The following is a 16861-nucleotide window of genomic DNA, read 5'->3' as shown; positions in this document are numbered from 1 at the left end:
TCGCGGCATCCACCGGGGTAAACCGGTTCTTGACGCGCCCGCGACGTGCGGGTTACTGTTGCTCCACCCCGTTCTGACAGCGTTGTCATTCCGAATCTCCCGATGTGACTCCTGTCGATCCGCACTCGGCGCCCCCGAAGCCCGCTGAATCCAGGAGACACCCCATGGCCCGCTCCGGCCCCGACCGCCCCCACCGCGCGACAGACCGCCCCCACCGCGCGACCGCCCGCGCCGCCCGCGCGACCGCCCGCCCCCGTCGCCTAGGCATCCTGAAGCGCACCGTCACCCTCGCCCTCGCCGCGACCCTCGCCGCCCCGATCGCCGCCCTCGCGCCCGCGGCGCAGGCATCCGCCGCTCCGGTCGTGAAGACCGCGGCCTTCGGCGCCCCCGACGACATCGCCGCCGACTACTACGCGGCCCTGCTGCGCCACACGCGCTGGGTGAACACGGTCTGGGATCCGGCCATCGGCGCCTATCAGTTCAAGGACTTCAACTTCGCCGTCGTGCTCGGCAACGCCGTGATCCTCACGCACGGCGAGTACGACGCCTCCGTCACGGGCATCTCGAAGGAGCAGCTGCAGCAGCGCACGGTCGACACGATCCGTTACTACGCCGCGAAGAACCGCTTCGTCGATCCGAACGGCACCTGGGGCAAGAAGCTCTTCTGGGACTCGACGTTCCAGTCGTACTTCCTCGACGCCGGGCGCGTGCTCTGGGACCAGCTCGACGCCACGACGCAGAAGAACCTCGAGACCATCGCGGTCGGGCAGTCCGCGTACACGTCGGATCTGCACTACGGGAACGACCCGCTCTCGGGCTCGTGGACCGCCGATTGGCCGACCGGCAAGCACGAGGGCGACACCGCGCAGGAGGAGGCCGGCGTCTACACGCAGGCCCTCGCTCCGGGGCTGGCCTGGGCGCCCGATCACGCGGATGCCGCGCGCTGGGACGAGCAGCTCGGTGACTGGGCGCGCAACGCCGCCGGCCAGCCGACCGCCGACCTCAACAACCCGGCGATCGTCGCCGGCAAGCCCGTGTCGACGAACACGATGCAGACGATCTACGACACGTACCTGGTCGAGAACCACGGGTCCTTCGGGCCGCACTACCAGTCCGACATCTGGCGCTCGGGCGGTCGCAACGCGATCCAGTTCGTGCTCAACGGCCAGCCGATCCCCGAATACCTGAAGCACCAGCCCAACTCGGCGGAGCTCTGGGAGTCGATCAAGATGGTGATGTCGAACCAGGGCGAGCCGTTCATGCCCATGGTCAACGACCGCGAGTACCTGTACGGGCGCGATGTGATCCCGATGGCGTTCCTCGGTCAGGTGCTGCGCGACCCCGACGCCGTGCGGGCCGAGGCGAACATGGCCGCCTCGCTCGAGGCGTATCAGGCCTACGCCCCGGTCGATCGCCTGGCGAAGTTCTCGGGCGAGCCGAAGTACGAGCCCGAGGCGCGGGCCGAGATCGCGATCTCGTACCTCCTGCACGTCGCGGCCGCCGAGTCCGAGGAGGGGCCGGTCGCCCCGACCCCGCAGGACGAGTTCTTCGCCCGGCTCGCGGGCGTGCGCGACTTCGGCGCCGGTCCCGGGCTATCGGTTCAGCAGACGGCGGATGCCTGGGCCGCGGCATCCAGCAAGAAGGGGTTCCTGAAGTTCCCGTGGGTGCCGAGCCACGACTCGTGGCTGTTCGCCCTCTCCGGCGCGACTCCGTACCTCTACCCGAACTCGGCCGCCACAGTCGACGACCGGCGCACGAGCACCTTCACGACCCCGCGCGACGGCTTCGAGGGCACCTCCTCGGTGTTCCGCATCGGCGACGGCTACGCCGGGCAGGTCACCCTGCCGAACGGCGCAGCGCTCTACGCGTCGACGGGGGCGGGCTGGCAGGACGGCTCGGTGTCGGTGCGCAACCTCGACATGGGCGGGTACAACGGCCTCGACGGCTCGCGCACATACGTCACGGCCGAGGGCTCGGCGACCGACACCCTCCCCGTCGTGACGCCGCCGGATCCCGCAGATGCGAACGCCGCGCGCGTCGACGACCTGTCGTTCGATCCGGTGCCGGCGCGCTACGTGCGCATGCAGGGCCAGCAGGGCAACGCGCAGTTCGGCTATTCGCTGTACTCGTTCCACGCCTACGGTGCGGATGCCGAGGCCACGACCGACCTCGCCGCCGGCCGCCCCGCGACCGCATCGAGCGAGGACCCGGCGCGCCTGGCCGCGACCGTCACCGACGCGAACCCGACGACCCGGTGGGCGGTGGTGCGCGCGGATCGCACGCGTGCCGACTCGTGGATCCAGGTCGATCTCGGCAGCGAGCGCACCGTCTCCGCGGTCCGTCTGGCCTGGGAGGCGAGCGCGGGTGAGCGCTACCTCGTGCAGACCTCGGTCGACGGCCAGACCTGGACCACTCAGACCGCTCGCACCGGCGGCGTCGACGCGAACGTCGCCCGCCTCGACACGGTCGACCTGACGCCCGCCGGCGCGACCGCGCCCGCACCCGTCGAGACCCGCTTCGTGCGCATGCAGGGCGTGCAGGGCGACCCCGCCTACGGCTACTCGCTGTACACGATGCGCGCGCTGACCGCGGCTGGCGTCGATGCGGCGGCGGGCAAGCCGGCCACGGCATCCAGCGCCGACACGGGCCGTGCGCCCTCGAGCGTCACCGACAACGACGCGGCCTCGCGTTGGGCGGTGTCGCGCGCCGACCGCACGCGCACCGATTCCTGGATCCAGGTCGACCTCGGCGCCCCGACGGCGATCGCCCAGGTGCAGCTGGGGTGGGAGGCCTCGGCCGGTCGCGAGTACCGCATCCAGACCTCCGCCGATGGCGTGACGTGGACGGACGCCGCGAGCTTCCGGTACACCGGCGACGAGGTGACCTCGACGGAGGGGTCGTGGATCAACGTCGAGGATCGGGCCGGGTTCGTCGTGCGCGGCGGCCAGGCTCCGATCACGGTGTCGGCCGAGAAGCCCGGCATCAACGCGCTCCGGCTCGGCGGCGGCGATCGCCCGCTGCTCGTCGAGATGGTGCCGGGCGACGCTGCGGCGACGGCGGCTCAGGACGCCGCGCCGCAGCCGTCGGCCGAGGGGTTGCTGGTCAGCTCGCTGGGCGGCTACCTCAGCGCGTTCAACCTGTCCGGCACCGAGGTGACGACCGACGTCACGATCCCGTACGTCGGCGACACGGTGTCGCTGTTCGCGGGGGAGCAGACGCTCGGCGAGGATGCCTCGACCCTCCGGGTCACGGTCCCGGCCGGGCAGGCGGTCGTGCTCGCTCCGCGCGCCACGGTCCCCACCGACGTCGCGCGATCCGCGGGCGTCGGAGTCTCGGTGGTCGACGGACGCACGATCCGAATCGCGGATGCCGCCGCCGATGCGCGAGCGGAAGCATCCGCCGCGGCACCGACCCTCGAGGTGACGAACGCCGAGACGGGCGAGACGCGGGCGCTGCCGGTGGGCGAGCCCGTCGTGGCCGCCGCCGCGAGCTTCCCCGGTGCGACGCCGTTCCCCGTGCCCGACCGGGCGCTGAGCACGCTGACGTTCCCGGCATCCGTCCTGCCCGAGGGCATGACCTCGCCGCAGGGTGCGGTCGACGGCGACGAGACGACGTCGTGGACGCCGGGCGTCGACGGCCGCATGGTGACCGATCTCGGGTCCGCGCAGCCGATCGGCACCGTCACGACGCTGTGGGACGGATCGGATGCCCCCGCCGCCGCCGTGTCGGTGAGCGACGACGGCGTCACGTTCCGCGATGTCGGCACGATCGAGGCGGGAACGACCCACGGTGCCGTGCCCGTCGATACGACCGCGCGCTACGTGGCCTTGAGCACCGCGTGGAAGACCGGGGACCCGGGCCTCACGGCACTCCGCGTGCTCGCTCCGGGTGCCGTCGACGACGCCGCCCCGGGCGCGATCCGGGGCGAGGTCCCCGCGCTCGTGGTCGGTGCGACCGTGAGCGGCGCCCTGCAGGCATCCGGTGTTCCGGCCCCGACGTATGCGGTCGTGGCCGGGGCCCTGCCCGACGGCGTGACCCTCGATCCCGCCACCGGTGCGCTCGCGGGCGCGCCGACGACGGTCGGTGCGTACGCCTTCACGGTCGCCGCCGACAACGGGATCGGCGAGGCATCGACCCGTGCCTTCGCCGGGGAGGTCACCGCGGTGCCGGTGGATCCGGGTGAGCCCGGAGAACCTGGGGAGCCCGGGGAGCCCGGCACTCCCGGCGGTGGCTCGGACGGGGGCGCCGGCGGAGGCGGCTCGGGATCCGACGGCGATCTCGCCGCGACCGGTCTGGTGCTGGGGTGGTCGCTCGCGGCCGCACTGCTGCTGCTGGCCGCCGGCGGACTGCTCGTCGCACGACGCCGCGGGCTCGCTGTGTCGTCCGAGGACTGACGCTCCGACACCTGAGGGGTCGAGACCCGCCGCAACCGCGCTCGCGCGCGCGGCGTGTCTCGACCCCTCAGTGCGTGCGGGCGCTCCATTCGCGCATCGAATATATACATCGGATGTTTATGTTGGCATCGATGCCAAAGTGTGACACACTATCTCCACGGCTCCTCTCTGAGCCGCGGAACGACGAAGTCTCACACCCGATCACGACAGCACCGGGCTGCACGCTCGCCCGGTCGATGATCATGCAGAAACCCGAGAGGACCCCCGTGAAGAAGAAGACCATCGCAGGCGCGGTCGCCATGATCGCCAGCGTCTCGCTCATCGCCGGTTGCAGCGGTGCCGGAGGGCAGGACGCCGATTCCGGCGACACGCTCAAGGTCGCCGCGTTCGAAGGCGGCTACGGTGCCGAGATGTACGCCGACGTCGTCGCCGCGTTCGAGAAGGCGAACCCCGACATCGACGTCGAGCTCGTCACCAGCAAGACCCTCGCTCAGGAGCTCACCCCTCAGGTGGCCGCGGGCGACTATCCCGACGTCGTCGTGCTCGGACAGGGCGCCAAGGAGGGCTTCACCGAGGGCTTCATCCGCGACCGCGGTCTCGAGGACCTCTCCGACGTGCTCGACCTCACCGTCCCGGGTGAAGACGTCACGGTCGGCGAGAAGCTCACCGAGGGCATCGTCGGCAACCTCAACACCAACCCCTACGGCGACGACAGCGTCTACCTCCTGCCGATGTTCGCCTCCCCGACGGGGCTGGTCTACGACCAGGGCCTCCTCGACGCGCACGGCTGGGACGTGCCGACGGACTTCGACGAGTTCTTCGCGCTCGGCGAGGCCGCGAAGGCCGAGGGCATCTCGCTCTTCACCTACCCGACCGCCGGATACCTCGACTCCTACTTCTTCTCGCTCCTCGCTGCAGCGGGCGGCGAGGACTTCTACTCCGACGTCATGACCTACGAAGAAGACGTCTGGATGCAGCCGGAGGCTCGCGAGGTGCTCGAGCTCACGACCGAGCTGCTCACCGAGTACACCGCGCCCACGACCGTCGGCTACGCCAACGGCCAGGACTTCACCAAGAACCAGCAGACGATCCTCGACGGCACCGCGATCTTCATGCCCAACGGCACCTGGATCGCGAACGAGATGGCGGACGCTCCGCGCAGCGACGGGTTCACCTGGGGTCTCACCGCGGTGCCGGCCCCCGAAGCCGGCGGCGAGCGCTACCTCACGACCTTCGTCGAGTCGGCGTGGGTGCCGGCCGAGGCGACGCACAAGGAGGAGGCGAAGACCTTCCTCGCGTTCCTCTACTCCGATGAGGCGGCTGAGATCTTCGCCGCGACCGGTGCCATCCAGCCGATCGTCGGACTCGCCGACGGACTCACGGGCGACTCGGCGGAGTTCTACGCCGGGTACTCCGGCGATGGTGTCAAGGCGCTCGTCGGCAGCTTCGCCGCGACCACCCCGGTGCCGGGCGTCGACCTCAAGGCGACGCTCTTCGATTCGGCCAACAGCGTGATCTCGGGCACCATGAGCCTGGACGAGTGGCAGGCCGCGGTGAACGACGCCAGCAACAAGCTCGGCGCCGCCGCACAGTGACACCCCGCGGGGCCGCCGATCCGTCGGCGGCCCCGCTTCCATCCCCACGCCCGAAGGACACCCCCGTGGCCCACACCCGCTCCGCGATGCACCGAGGTCGCGGTCGTTTCATCCTGTTCTCGCTGCTCCCGGCGTTCGTCCTCTACGTCGTCTTCATGGTCGTGCCGACCATCGACGTCTTCCGCATGTCGCTGTTCCAGTGGACCGGCTTCGGAGGCTCGCAGACGTTCATCGGCTTCGACAACTTCACAGCCCTCCTCGGCGACATGCAGTTCGTGCGTTCGTTCCAGAACACGATCCTGCTGCTCGTGATCGTGACGATCGTGACGATGGCCGGGGCGCTGGGCATCGCGGCGATCATGGTGAACCCGCGCATCCGCGCCCGCAACTTCTACCGCTTCGTGCTGTACCTGCCCAGCGTGCTCTCGATCGTCGTCGTCGCGGCGATCTTCTCCGCCGTCTACGACCAGAAGAACGGTCTGATCAACGGCTCGCTCAGCACCGTGGGCCTCGAGAACCTCGCCCAGGTGTGGCTGGGTGACGAGAAGATCATCATGTACAGCATCGCGCTCGCGATGCTGTGGCAGTCGCTCGGCTACTACGTGCTGCTCTACATGGGCGGGATGAGCTCGATCCCCGCCGACGTCTACGAGGCGGCCGCGCTCGACGGTGCCGGTGCCTTCCGCCGTTTCTTCGATGTGACGCTGCCGCTGGTGTGGGGCACCCTGCGCACCACGCTCACGTTCTTCATCATCTCGTCGGTCAACCTCGCGTTCGTGCTCGTGCGGGCGATGACCGACGGCGGCCCCAACGGCTCCTCCGACGTGCTGCTCAACTACATGTACAAGCAGGCGTACACGAACTCCAGCTACGGGTACGGCATGGCGATCGGCGTCGTGATCTTCCTCTTCTCGTTCGCCCTGGCGCTCATCATCAACCGGTCAACCAAGCGAGAGGTGCAGCAGTTCTGATGGCCTTCCTCACCCCGACCCGAGGCCGCGCGGCGAGCGATCGCACCTACCGCGTGCTGGTCAACATCCTGCTCGGCGCGATCTCCCTCGCCATCCTCATCCCGGTCGCCTGGGTCTTCATGGCCTCGATCAAGACCAAGCCCGAGTTCTACGAGAGCCCCTGGGCCATCCCGCTCGGCGTGCACTGGGAGAACTTCGTGCAGGCGTTCGTCAACGCGCGCATCGGCGAGTACTTCGTCAACTCGGTGCTCGTGACGGCGCTCGCCCTCGCGATCTGCCTGGTCGTGGCGGTGCCCGCCGCCTATGTGATGGCCCGCTTCGACTTCCGCGGCAAGTCGGTCGTCGAGGTGCTGATGCTCGCCGGTCTGTTCATCAACGTCAACTACATCGTCATCCCGATCTTCCTCATGCTGCTCGGTTGGGATCGCGCCCTGAAGGACGTCCTCCGCGGCGGTTTCTTCATCGACAACCTCGCGGTGCTGGCGCTCGTCTACGCGGCCACCTCGCTGCCGTTCACGATCTACCTGCTGACGTCGTTCTTCCGCACCATCCCGGTCGAGTACGAAGAGGCGGCGACGCTCGACGGCAGCTCCCGGCTGCGCACGATGGTGTCGGTGATGCTCCCGCTCGCCTCACCCGTGATCAACACCGCGCTGCTGTTCAACTTCCTGGCGTACTGGAACGACTTCATCATCTCGCTCACCCTCATGCCGGGCGAGAACAAGACGGTCCAGGTCGGGCTCCTCAACCTGTTCCAGGCGCAGCGCGCGGCGGCGGACTACGGCCAGCTCTACGCGGGCATGGTCATCGTCATGGTGCCCGTCATCGTCTTCTATCTCATCGTCCAGCGCCGACTGCTGCAGTCCGTCGGCGGGGGAGGCATCAAATGACCGGTCGTCCTACTCCCCGTCGTGTGATCGACGTGCAGGCGCTCGTCGTCGGCATCCTCCACGCCGTCGTCTTCGTCGCCGCGATCACGACCATCATCGTGGCCCAGCAGACGACCGGCTGGCCGCAACTGCTGACGATGCTCGGCGCCCTCGCCGTGCTCATCGCGCAGCTCGCGATCTTCAACAGGAGGCACCGTTGACCTCGGCATCCGCCCGTCCGACCGAGGCCGCCCGTCTGGCCGAGGCCGCCGCCGTCGTGCCCACCGAACGCCAGCTCGCCTGGCAGCGTCGGGAGTTCTACGGATTCCTGCACTTCGGGATGAACACGATGACCGATCGCGAGTGGGGACTCGGGCACGAGGACCCCGCGCTGTTCGACCCGGCCGATGTGGATGCGCGCGCCTGGGTGCGCGACCTCGCCGCCGCCGGGATGACCGCGGTGATCCTCACCTGCAAGCACCACGACGGCTTCGCCCTGTGGCCGAGCGTGCACTCCGCGCACACGGTCGCGGCGAGCCCCTGGCGCGGCGGCTCGGGCGATCTCGTGCGCGAGGTCGCCGATGCCTGCGCCGCCGAGGGGCTCGCGTTCGGGGTGTACCTCTCTCCGTGGGACCGCACCGAGGCGACCTACGGCACCGGCACGCCGTACGACGACTTCTTCGTCGCCCAGCTCACCGAGCTGCTCACCGGCTACGGGCCGATCTTCTCGGTGTGGCTCGACGGTGCGAACGGCGAGGGTGCGGACGGGCGACGCCAATACTACGACTGGGATCGCTACTATGCACTCGTCCGTCGCCTGCAGCCCGACGCCGTCATCAGCGTGTGCGGTCCGGACGTGCGGTGGTGCGGGAACGAGGCCGGCGACACGCGCCCCGAGGAATGGAGCGTCGTCCCGGCGTCGCTCCGCGAGGCGGAGTCGACCGCGTCGCGTTCGCAGCAGGTCGACGACGGTCTCTTCTCGCGCCTGGTGCGCAGCGATGAGGAGGACCTCGGTGGCCGCGACGCGCTCCTCGCGTCGACGGATCCGCTGGTCTGGTACCCGGCGGAGGTGAACACGTCGACGCGACCGGGATGGTTCCACCACCCCGCCGAGGACGACGCGGTGCGTTCGCCCGAGGAGCTCTTCGAGATCTACCGTCGCAGCGTCGGCGGCAACGCGACGTTCCTGCTCAACGTGCCGCCCGCGGCCACCGGCCACATCGCCGAGTCCGACCGCGTGATGCTCGCGCGACTCGGCGAGCTCATCCGCTCGCTCGATGAGAGCGACATCGCCGCGACGGCCGCGGCCGAGTTCTCGGCGTCGCCGCTGTCGGCGGCGCCCGGCCCCGGCGGGGTGTGGCGGGTCGAGGCCGACGACGTGCCGGCATCCGTGGTGCTGCGCTTCGAGACGGATGCCGACATCGCCGGCGTCGCTCTGCGGGAGGACATCGTGCAGGGTCAGCGCATCGACGGCTTCGTCGCGCGCTTCCAGGACGCCGACGGCGCCGTGCTCGCGGAGCGAAGCGGCGCGTCGGTGGGTGCTCAGCGCATCGTCGATGCCGCGGTCGACGGAGTGCGCGCGGTCGAGGTCGAGATCGTCGGATGCCGCGGTCCCCTGGCCCTTTCGCAGGTGCGGGTGTTCCGTCGGACGGGTGCCTGGTGACCTCCGCGGCGGCACCGATCACATCCGCTAACATGAGGCAACACGCCACCAGGGGCGCTGTCGATCCCACCGGAACGGATATGCCGAAGACCACCAGCGCGGGCCGCGTCCGCCCTCCGACCATGGCGGATGTCGCCGCCCTGGCGGGAGTGTCTCCGCAGACCGTCTCGCGCGTGCTCCGCGATCACCCCAACGTCTCGGAGGTGACCCGACTGCAGGTCGAGAACGCCGTGGAAAGCACGGGGTACCGCCGCACGGGTCTTGCGCGCGCCCTCGTCACGGGTCGCAGCATGACCATCGGCGTGCTCACCCACGAATCCGATCAGTACGCGGCGAGCTCGATCATGCTCGGCATCCATCGCGCCGCGCGCGCCCGGGGCTACTTCGTCTCCTCTGCCGGCACGACCTCGGTCTCGGCCGCGGCGATCGCCGGCGGGATCGGGCGGTTGCGCGACCAGGGCGTCGACGCCCTCGTGATCGCCGTCCCGATCTGGGACGAGCCCGCACTCGCGAAGGCCGTCCACGGCATCCCGACGGCGGTCATCGACGCCGACACCTCCGCGGCCGACGTCGTGGTCGACCTCGATCAGGAGGCCGCCGGGCGACTGGCCACGCAGCACCTCATCGATCTGGGGCACGAGACCGTGTGGCACATCGCCGGTCCGGCGAACTGGAAGGACGCCTCGGGTCGCACCCAGGGGTGGGCCGCGGCGCTCGCGGAGGCCGGCAAGACCGCGCCCCCCGTGCTCAACGGGGACTGGACCCCGGCGTCCGGTTATCAGCTCGGTCTCGTGCTCGGCCGGGTGGCCGACGCGACGGCCGTGTTCGTGTCGTCCGACGAGATGGCGATCGGCGTGATCCACGCGCTGCGCGAGCTGGGGCGCGACGTGCCCGGCGACATCTCGGTGGTCGCCATGGACGACATCCCGGTCGCCCAGTACCTGTCGCCGCCGCTCACGACGGTGCGCCAACCGTTCGAGCGCATGGGCGAACTCGCCGTCGAGCGGGTGATCGCCGAACTCGACGGCGACGCCGACGAGCAGCGCAACGCCCACATCGCGCCCGAGTTGATCGTGCGCGGCAGCACGGCGCCGCCTGCGCGCTGACGCTCAGAACTCCTCGACGTACTCCTCTTCGGGGCCGAGCTCGGCCGTCGCCCGCAACTCGAGCGCCCCGCCGCGGCGGCGCAGCTCGAGGAGCACGATCTCGTTCGTGCCGGCGCGCAGCAGGGGTGCGGGCACGTACTGCGTCTGCTGCGGTCCGACCTCGGAGTAGCGGCCCAGCAGGAACCCGTTGACCCAGACGAGTCCCGTGCCCCAGCCCGGGAGGGCGAGGTGGGTGTCGCGCACGGCGCCGATGATCTCGAAGGATGCCGTGGCGAGACCGGGTCGTTGAGTGTCGGGCTGTGCGGGTGCACGCAGGGCTTCGAGGTCGAAGGTCGTGGGGTCGACGGCGGATGCCTCCCAGTGCTGCACGATCCGGCGATCGACCAGGACGGGGCCGAGCATCCCCTTGCGCTCGCCGATCGACGATCCGTAGTTCACGCGTCCGCGGTTCTCGACCAGCACGACGATGCGGGCGCGGGCGCCGCGACCGCGTACGACGATCTCGCCGCGCTCCTCGATCTCGCCGACGGGCTCTCCGTCGACGAAGACGAAGGCGCGGTCGGCGATGCGCTCGAAGACCAGGCGCAGCTCGCGATCGGGCAGGAGCGTGTCGGCCGTGTAACGGACGAAGCCGTCGTCGGTGCCGAGCTCCTCGAAGCTGCTCGTGGCCGCGACTCGGCGGGGCCCCGTGGCGGCGGCATCCAGGACCGACAGCAGGTCGGCACCGCGCGCGACGTCGATCCGCTGGGGCGCGAGGAACTCGGGCTGGGCGCTGCGCACCGCCTCAGTGGCCCCGAGCACCTCGCGCATCGCGAAGAACTTCGGCGTCAGCGTGCCGTCCTCGGCGATGGGCGCGTCGGAGTCGTAGCTCGTCGTCGTCGCCATCAACCGCCCGTCGACCCGGTTCGCGCCCGACCAGAGGCCGAAGTTGGTGCCGCCGTGGGCCATGTAGATGCTGACGCTGCCGCCGTCCTCGATGATGCCGGCGAGCGTGCCGGCCGCACTCGCGGTGCCGCGCACGTGGTGGGCTGTGCCCCAGTGGTCGAACCATCCGTTCCAGAACTCCGCGACGAAGAAGGGCTCGTCGGGGCGGCGACGGCGGATGAGCTCGCGCGCGGCGCCGGGCTGCGAGCCGAGCGTGAGAGCGGCGAGCGTGTCGGGCAGCATGCCGGCGTCGAGCATGAGGTCGGTCGGACCGTCGGCCGTGTAGAGCATCTCGGTGATGCCGTGCGCGCGCAGGAGCCGCGCGACCTCGGCCACGTACGACGGGTCGTCGCCGTAGCTGCCGAACTCGTTCTCGACCTGCACGGCGATCACCGGGCCGCCGACGTTGGCCTGCAGGTCGGTGAGGCGGGGGAGCAGAGCGGCGAACCAGGCGTCGACCGCGTCGAGGAAGCGCGGGTCGGCGGTGCGCAGGGGGATGCCGGATGCCGTGAGCCACGTGGGCAGGCCGCCGTTGGTCCACTCCGCGCAGATGTAGGGTCCGGGGCGCACGATCGCGTCGAGCCCGACCTCGGCCGCGATCCGCAGGAACGCGGCGATGTCACGCCATCCGGTGAAGTCGGGTGCGTCGTCGGGGCCCGGCTGGTGGAAGTTCCAGGGCACGTAGGTGTCGACCGTGTTCAGGCCGAGGTCGCGCAGCCGCTGGAGGCGGTCGCGCCACTGGTCGGGATGCACGCGGAAGTAGTGCAGCGACCCGGCGAGGATGCGGGTGCGCGTGCCCTCGCGCAGGAGGCGGTTCCCGGCCCAGGAGAGCGTCGGCGCGGCGGGCGCCGGAACGGTCGCGTCAGACGCGGGAGTGACGAGTGCAGAAGGCATGAGATCCATTATGGGGGCAAATTGGCATCGATATCACTCTTGATATTCCGAGGAATCACGGATTCTGAGGAGAGTCGTCTGCAACGGTTGTGATCCATCACAATCTGTGCCATCCTCCTGAACACGGATCCGACGAGGGAGACAGCGTGGACAGACGGCAGCATCGGCGGCGACTCGCCGCCTGGGGTGCGGGTGTGCTCGCTCTCGCGGCGGTCGCCGCGGTGGCGATTCCGTTGGCCGTGTCATCGCCGGCCCGCGCCGAGATCGACGGGATCGTGCTCACCGATGACGAGCTCGCGATCGGCATCGATCGTGCCGGCCGCGCGGCCGAGCAGGCCGGCGGCGATGACGCCGATGTGCGCGCGGCGGCGATCGACTCCCTCCGCGACGACCTGGCGCTCCTCGAAATCGCCCGCGCGGTCGGGGCGACCGACCTCGAGCGCCCGGCCGACATCCTCGATGCGCTCGACGAGGTCAACGCCGCACGCGCCGAGGCGCAGCGCGCGGGCGAGGTCGTCTACGGCCCGATCTCCTACAGCGCCCGCACGTTCTACTCCAAGAGCCTCACCGACATCCGCGAGGCGACCGCCCGCGCGCTCCTCTCCTCCGATGATCCCCGCTTCGCCGTCGGCGACGATGAGGTGCGCTCGCGCTTCGATGCAGAGTCGTCGGAGTGGGCATCCGCCGCGACGACCCACACCCTCACCCGCCTCCGCACCGATGCGGCCGACCCGGCCGCGGCGCAGGCGATCCTCGAACGCGCACTGGCCACGGGCGACACCGCAGACGTGCAGGTCGAGACGATCACCGTCGCGGATGCCGAGCTCGTCGACGGCCTGTGGAACCCCGAGACCGCCGCCGCGATCCGCGCCGCCGACATCGGCGGAACGGCGGGTCCCGAACCCTCGCGATCCGGCTGGGCGGCCTACCGCGTCGAGGCCCGCGAGGTCGATGCCGACGCCGCCTACGAGCGCTACCGCGAACGCATCCGCAGCGTCCTGCTCGACGAGAAGCTCACCGCGGCGATCGCCGAGGCCCGGGCCCACCAGAACGTCTCCGACTGACGGCCCCCGCCGTCCTGCCCCCGCAGCAACCTCCGAAGAAGGGACCCGCAATGACACGACACCGCCCCCCGAGACATCGAGGTCGACGCTTCGGCGCCTTCGCCCTCACGAGCATCCTCGCGACGACCGCTCTCGCCGGCGTCGCCGCGGCCCCCGCCGTCGCCGACGTCACCGACGCCGGCTGGGCGGGCGCCACGGCCAACCCCTACGGCGGCACCGACTACTTCCTCGACGCCACGGGCGGCGACGATGCGGCATCCGGAACCTCCGAGGCGACCGCCTGGAAGTCGCTCGCCAAGGCCAACGACACCACCTTCCTCCCCGGCGACCGCATCCTGCTCAAGGGCGGCGAGACGTGGAGCGACCAGCAGCTCTGGCCCAAGGGATCGGGCGAGGCGGGCAAGCCCATCGTCATCGACGCCTACGGCGACCCGGAGGACGGCCTGCCCTACATCGCCACCAACGGCAACGTGCCCAGCCCCTTCACCTCGGGCACGACCAAGAACGTCCAGACCGTCGGCCTCACGGGAGCGGTGAACCTGCGCAACCAGGAGTACGTGCACATCGCGAACCTGGAGCTCAGCAACGACGACGACTTCGCCACCGACATCACGCGCGGCTCCTACGTGCGCGACGGGGTCTCGGTCTCGATCAACGCCGATCTGCTCCCCGCCGGTGCCGACACGATCATGGACGGCATCGTCATCCGCGACCTCCACGTGCACGACATCGACGGCCCGAGCATCTGGCAGCGCATCCACTACGGCGGCGTGAATTTCCAGGTGTTCGGCTCGCAGCAGTACGGCGCGTACGCGACCGGCGGCCACTACTTCCGCGACATCGAGATCGTGAACAACACGTTCGAGCGCGTCGAGCTGCACGCCATCCAGTTCGGCTTCAACTGGTTCGGAGACCAGGTCGGGTACAACGACGAGACCGGCAAGTTCCACGAGGGGTGGGAGCAGCTCTGGGTGCGTGACCGCGACCTCTACAGCCGCAACGTGCACATCGCCCACAACTACGCCGAGAGCATCGGCCAGGGGCCGTACCAGTTCGCGAACACGAAGAACCTGCTCGCCGAGTACAACGAGGCCAACGGCTGGCTGCAGCGCTACGAGCAGGTCTCGGCCGGGCTCTACCTCTGGGCCGGCGCCGAGTCGGTCATGCGGTTCAACGAGATCTACGACGGGCCGGCCAACCAGTACGACGCCACCCCGTGGGACCTCGAGTTCACCAACTTCGACGTGACCTACGAGTACAACTACTCGCACGACAACAAGGGCGGCTGGATGGCGTACATGGGCAACAGCGGAAACTCCGTCGCCCGGTACAACCTCAGCGTCAACGACAACGGCGTGATCTGGAAGAACATGCTGTCGAGCAACTACTCGCCGACGTACGTGCTCAACAACGTGTTCGTCTACGACGGGTCGATCCTCGAGTCGGTGCACGACGAGGTGCTGAAGGACCGCGTCTACTTCGCGAACAACATCTTCTACAACACCTCCACGACCGACACGACCACGTGGGCGGCGAAGCCGGGCGGCCTCGACCGCGCGGTGTTCTCGAACAACGCCTACTACGAGGCGAGCGGGGAGTACTCGACGCAGCAGCCGAAGGACGACCGGGCCGTCATCGGCGACCCTCTCTTCGTCGGTGACCCCGCCGACTATGCGCAGGGCGCCGGTGTCGAGAACATCCGGCAGTCGGCGAGCATCTTCCGCCTCGACGACGCATCGCCGCTGGTCGACGCCGGCCGCTACAACGAGCGCATCGGCGAGTTCGACTTCTTCGGAGACCCCTCGTACCGCGGCGACGCCCCCGACATCGGTCTGCACGAGACGGCGAACGGCCCGGTGGTGACGAACCCCGTCGACGACGACCCGATCGAGGAGGAGGGCGTCGACACCCGCGTCGACCTGGCCCTCGGCAAGACCGCGACGGCGAGCTCGACGCATCCGCACCAGAACTTCGTGCTCTCGGCCGACAAGCTCGTCGACGGCGACCCGACCACCCGCTGGGCGGCCGCGGACGACGCCACGTTCCCGCTGACGATCGACATCGACTTCGGCGCCGAGACCGCGTTCGACGAGGTCGTGCTCGACGAATTCACGGACTCCGGAACGGGGCTGCGCGTGAAGGACTTCACGCTGCAGAGCTGGAACGCCGAGACCGAGCAGTGGGAGGCGTTCGTCACCCGCGACTCGGGCATCGGTCGCGACGCCGTGATCGACGGCTTCGGCACGGTCACCTCGTCGAAGCTGCGCCTCTCGATCACGAGCATGCTGCCCGGCGAGGTCTACAAGCCCACGCTCACGCGCATCTCGGTCTACCGCAACGCCGACAACGCCCAGCCGGTCGTCACGCCCGCGATCGGCGTGTTCGACCGCAACCCCGCGCAGGCCGACAATCCGAACAACGTGGTGGAGTTCACCGCGGACGCCGACGGTGCCACGCTCGACGCGATCCGCTACGTCACGACGTCGGGAGCGGTCGTCGGATCGCTCGACGCCGACGACTACACCGTCACCGCCGGTGCGGAGGGCGTCAGCGTCTACCGGCTGACCCAGTCCTTCTACGCCGACAAGATGCTCGGGACGTCGGGGCTGATCTTCGAGTTCAGCGCAGGCAACCCCGTGCGGGTCACGGTGGAGATCGTCGATACGAGCGAGATCGAGGCGTTGATCGCCGAGGGCGATGCGCTCGCCGCGTCGGTGTCGGATGCCGCGCTCGATGCCGCCCTCGACGACGCTCGGGCGCTCGTCGCGAAGGTGAACCGCACCACCCCCGGCTCCGGCAATGCCGAGGTCACCCAAGTGGCGGTGGAAGAGGTCGCGGGAGTGCTCTCGACCGCGATCGCCGAGGTGGATCCGGGCGAGGGCGAGACCCCCGCGCGGAGCATCTCGGTGGAGGGGGGTGCGCTGCGGATCGGCGTGCCGACGACGATCGACATCGCCGGATTCGTCGCGGGTGAGGAGGTCGAGCTGGTGCTGCACTCCGAGCCCGTCCTCCTCGCCACCCTCACGATCGGCGCCGACGGCACGGCCGCCGCGATCGTCACCATTCCGGACTCGGTCGATGTCGGAGAGCACACGCTCACCGCCACCGGCCCCTCGGGGCTTGCGTCGCTCGCGGTCACCGTGACGGCAGCACCGACCGAAGGTGGGCCGGGCGGTGGGTCGAACGGTGGCCCCGCCGGTGGAGCGGCTGCGGCCGGCCCCGATGGCCTGGCGTCGACCGGCTCCGATTTCCCCGTGGTGCCCGTCGGCATCGCCGCAGCGCTTCTCCTCGCGCTCGGTGTGCTGATGGTGTGGCGTCGTCGGTCCGTCCTGGCCGACGCGTCGGAGGCGGATGCCTCCTGACCGGAGGGGATGAAAGAGG

At 70.0% G+C, this 16861-nt stretch carries 10 protein-coding genes; 9 read left to right on the top strand and 1 reads right to left on the bottom strand.

The genetic code is table 11. From position 1 onward, the window contains the following. Window positions 1-164 precede the first annotated feature (164 nt). The 7 genes from ACZ5Y9_RS00250 (at window position 165) to ACZ5Y9_RS00220 (ending at window position 10598) form a co-directional block, all read left to right on the top strand. Window positions 165-4394 carry a discoidin domain-containing protein gene (locus tag ACZ5Y9_RS00250; RefSeq protein WP_464471939.1) on the top strand — a complete coding sequence of 1410 codons (4230 nt, stop codon included), beginning with the start codon at window positions 165-167 and terminating at the stop codon, window positions 4392-4394. Window positions 4395-4660: 266 nt separating this feature from the next. Continuing rightward, the gene (locus ACZ5Y9_RS00245) at window positions 4661-5989 is read left to right on the top strand and encodes a carbohydrate ABC transporter substrate-binding protein (protein WP_247624304.1); all 1329 of its coding nucleotides are present in this window, start codon (window positions 4661-4663) and stop codon (window positions 5987-5989) included. 65 nt (window positions 5990-6054) lie between these two features. Next, a complete protein-coding gene (locus ACZ5Y9_RS00240) occupies window positions 6055-6960 on the top strand; it encodes a carbohydrate ABC transporter permease (RefSeq protein WP_247624305.1) in 906 nt (301 codons plus the stop codon). Beyond that, window positions 6960-7850, top strand: coding sequence for a carbohydrate ABC transporter permease (locus tag ACZ5Y9_RS00235; RefSeq protein WP_247624306.1), 891 nt, complete (start codon window positions 6960-6962; stop codon window positions 7848-7850). Before ACZ5Y9_RS00240 ends, ACZ5Y9_RS00235 begins: the two co-directional genes overlap by 1 nt. Continuing rightward, a complete protein-coding gene (locus ACZ5Y9_RS00230; protein WP_247624307.1) occupies window positions 7847-8050 on the top strand; it encodes a DUF6903 family protein in 204 nt (67 codons plus the stop codon). Before ACZ5Y9_RS00235 ends, ACZ5Y9_RS00230 begins: the two co-directional genes overlap by 4 nt. Next, complete coding sequence (locus tag ACZ5Y9_RS00225) at window positions 8047-9492, top strand: alpha-L-fucosidase (RefSeq protein WP_464471938.1); 1446 nt, start codon at window positions 8047-8049, stop codon at window positions 9490-9492. The genes ACZ5Y9_RS00230 and ACZ5Y9_RS00225 overlap by 4 nt, the downstream gene beginning before the upstream one ends. Before the next feature lie 80 nt (window positions 9493-9572). Beyond that, window positions 9573-10598 carry a LacI family DNA-binding transcriptional regulator gene (locus tag ACZ5Y9_RS00220; protein WP_247624309.1) on the top strand — a complete coding sequence of 342 codons (1026 nt, stop codon included), beginning with the start codon at window positions 9573-9575 and terminating at the stop codon, window positions 10596-10598. A gap of 3 nt (window positions 10599-10601) precedes the next feature. Here ACZ5Y9_RS00220 and ACZ5Y9_RS00215 read toward each other — a convergent pair whose 3' ends face one another. Then, window positions 10602-12416, bottom strand: coding sequence for a glycoside hydrolase family 35 protein (locus ACZ5Y9_RS00215; RefSeq protein WP_464471937.1), 1815 nt, complete (start codon window positions 12414-12416; stop codon window positions 10602-10604). A gap of 146 nt (window positions 12417-12562) precedes the next feature. On the opposite strand from ACZ5Y9_RS00215, the gene ACZ5Y9_RS00210 reads away from it, so the two are divergent. After that, window positions 12563-13480 (top strand): peptidyl-prolyl cis-trans isomerase, encoded by a 918-nt coding sequence (locus tag ACZ5Y9_RS00210; RefSeq protein ID WP_464471936.1) that lies wholly within the window; start codon window positions 12563-12565, stop codon window positions 13478-13480. Window positions 13481-13530: 50 nt separating this feature from the next. Beyond that, window positions 13531-16842, top strand: a complete 3312-nt coding sequence (locus ACZ5Y9_RS00205; RefSeq protein WP_247624312.1) for a discoidin domain-containing protein — start codon at window positions 13531-13533, stop codon at window positions 16840-16842. Window positions 16843-16861 lie beyond the last annotated feature (19 nt).

It is taken from the genome of Microbacterium sp. T3-8, assembly GCF_055398145.1.
The sequence above is the reverse complement of the archived record's forward strand: the minus strand, read 5'-3'. Positions and strand labels throughout refer to the sequence as shown.

Coding starts and splice junctions, on each gene's coding strand:
- ACZ5Y9_RS00220 (WP_247624309.1), top strand. CDS start 9,573: ATGCCGAAGACCACCAGCGCGGGCCGCGTCCGCCCTCCGACCATGGCG.
- ACZ5Y9_RS00250 (WP_464471939.1), top strand. CDS start 165: ATGGCCCGCTCCGGCCCCGACCGCCCCCACCGCGCGACAGACCGCCCC.
- ACZ5Y9_RS00230 (WP_247624307.1), top strand. CDS start 7,847: ATGACCGGTCGTCCTACTCCCCGTCGTGTGATCGACGTGCAGGCGCTC.
- ACZ5Y9_RS00235 (WP_247624306.1), top strand. CDS start 6,960: ATGGCCTTCCTCACCCCGACCCGAGGCCGCGCGGCGAGCGATCGCACC.
- ACZ5Y9_RS00205 (WP_247624312.1), top strand. CDS start 13,531: ATGACACGACACCGCCCCCCGAGACATCGAGGTCGACGCTTCGGCGCC.
- ACZ5Y9_RS00215 (WP_464471937.1), bottom strand. CDS start 12,416: ATGCCTTCTGCACTCGTCACTCCCGCGTCTGACGCGACCGTTCCGGCG.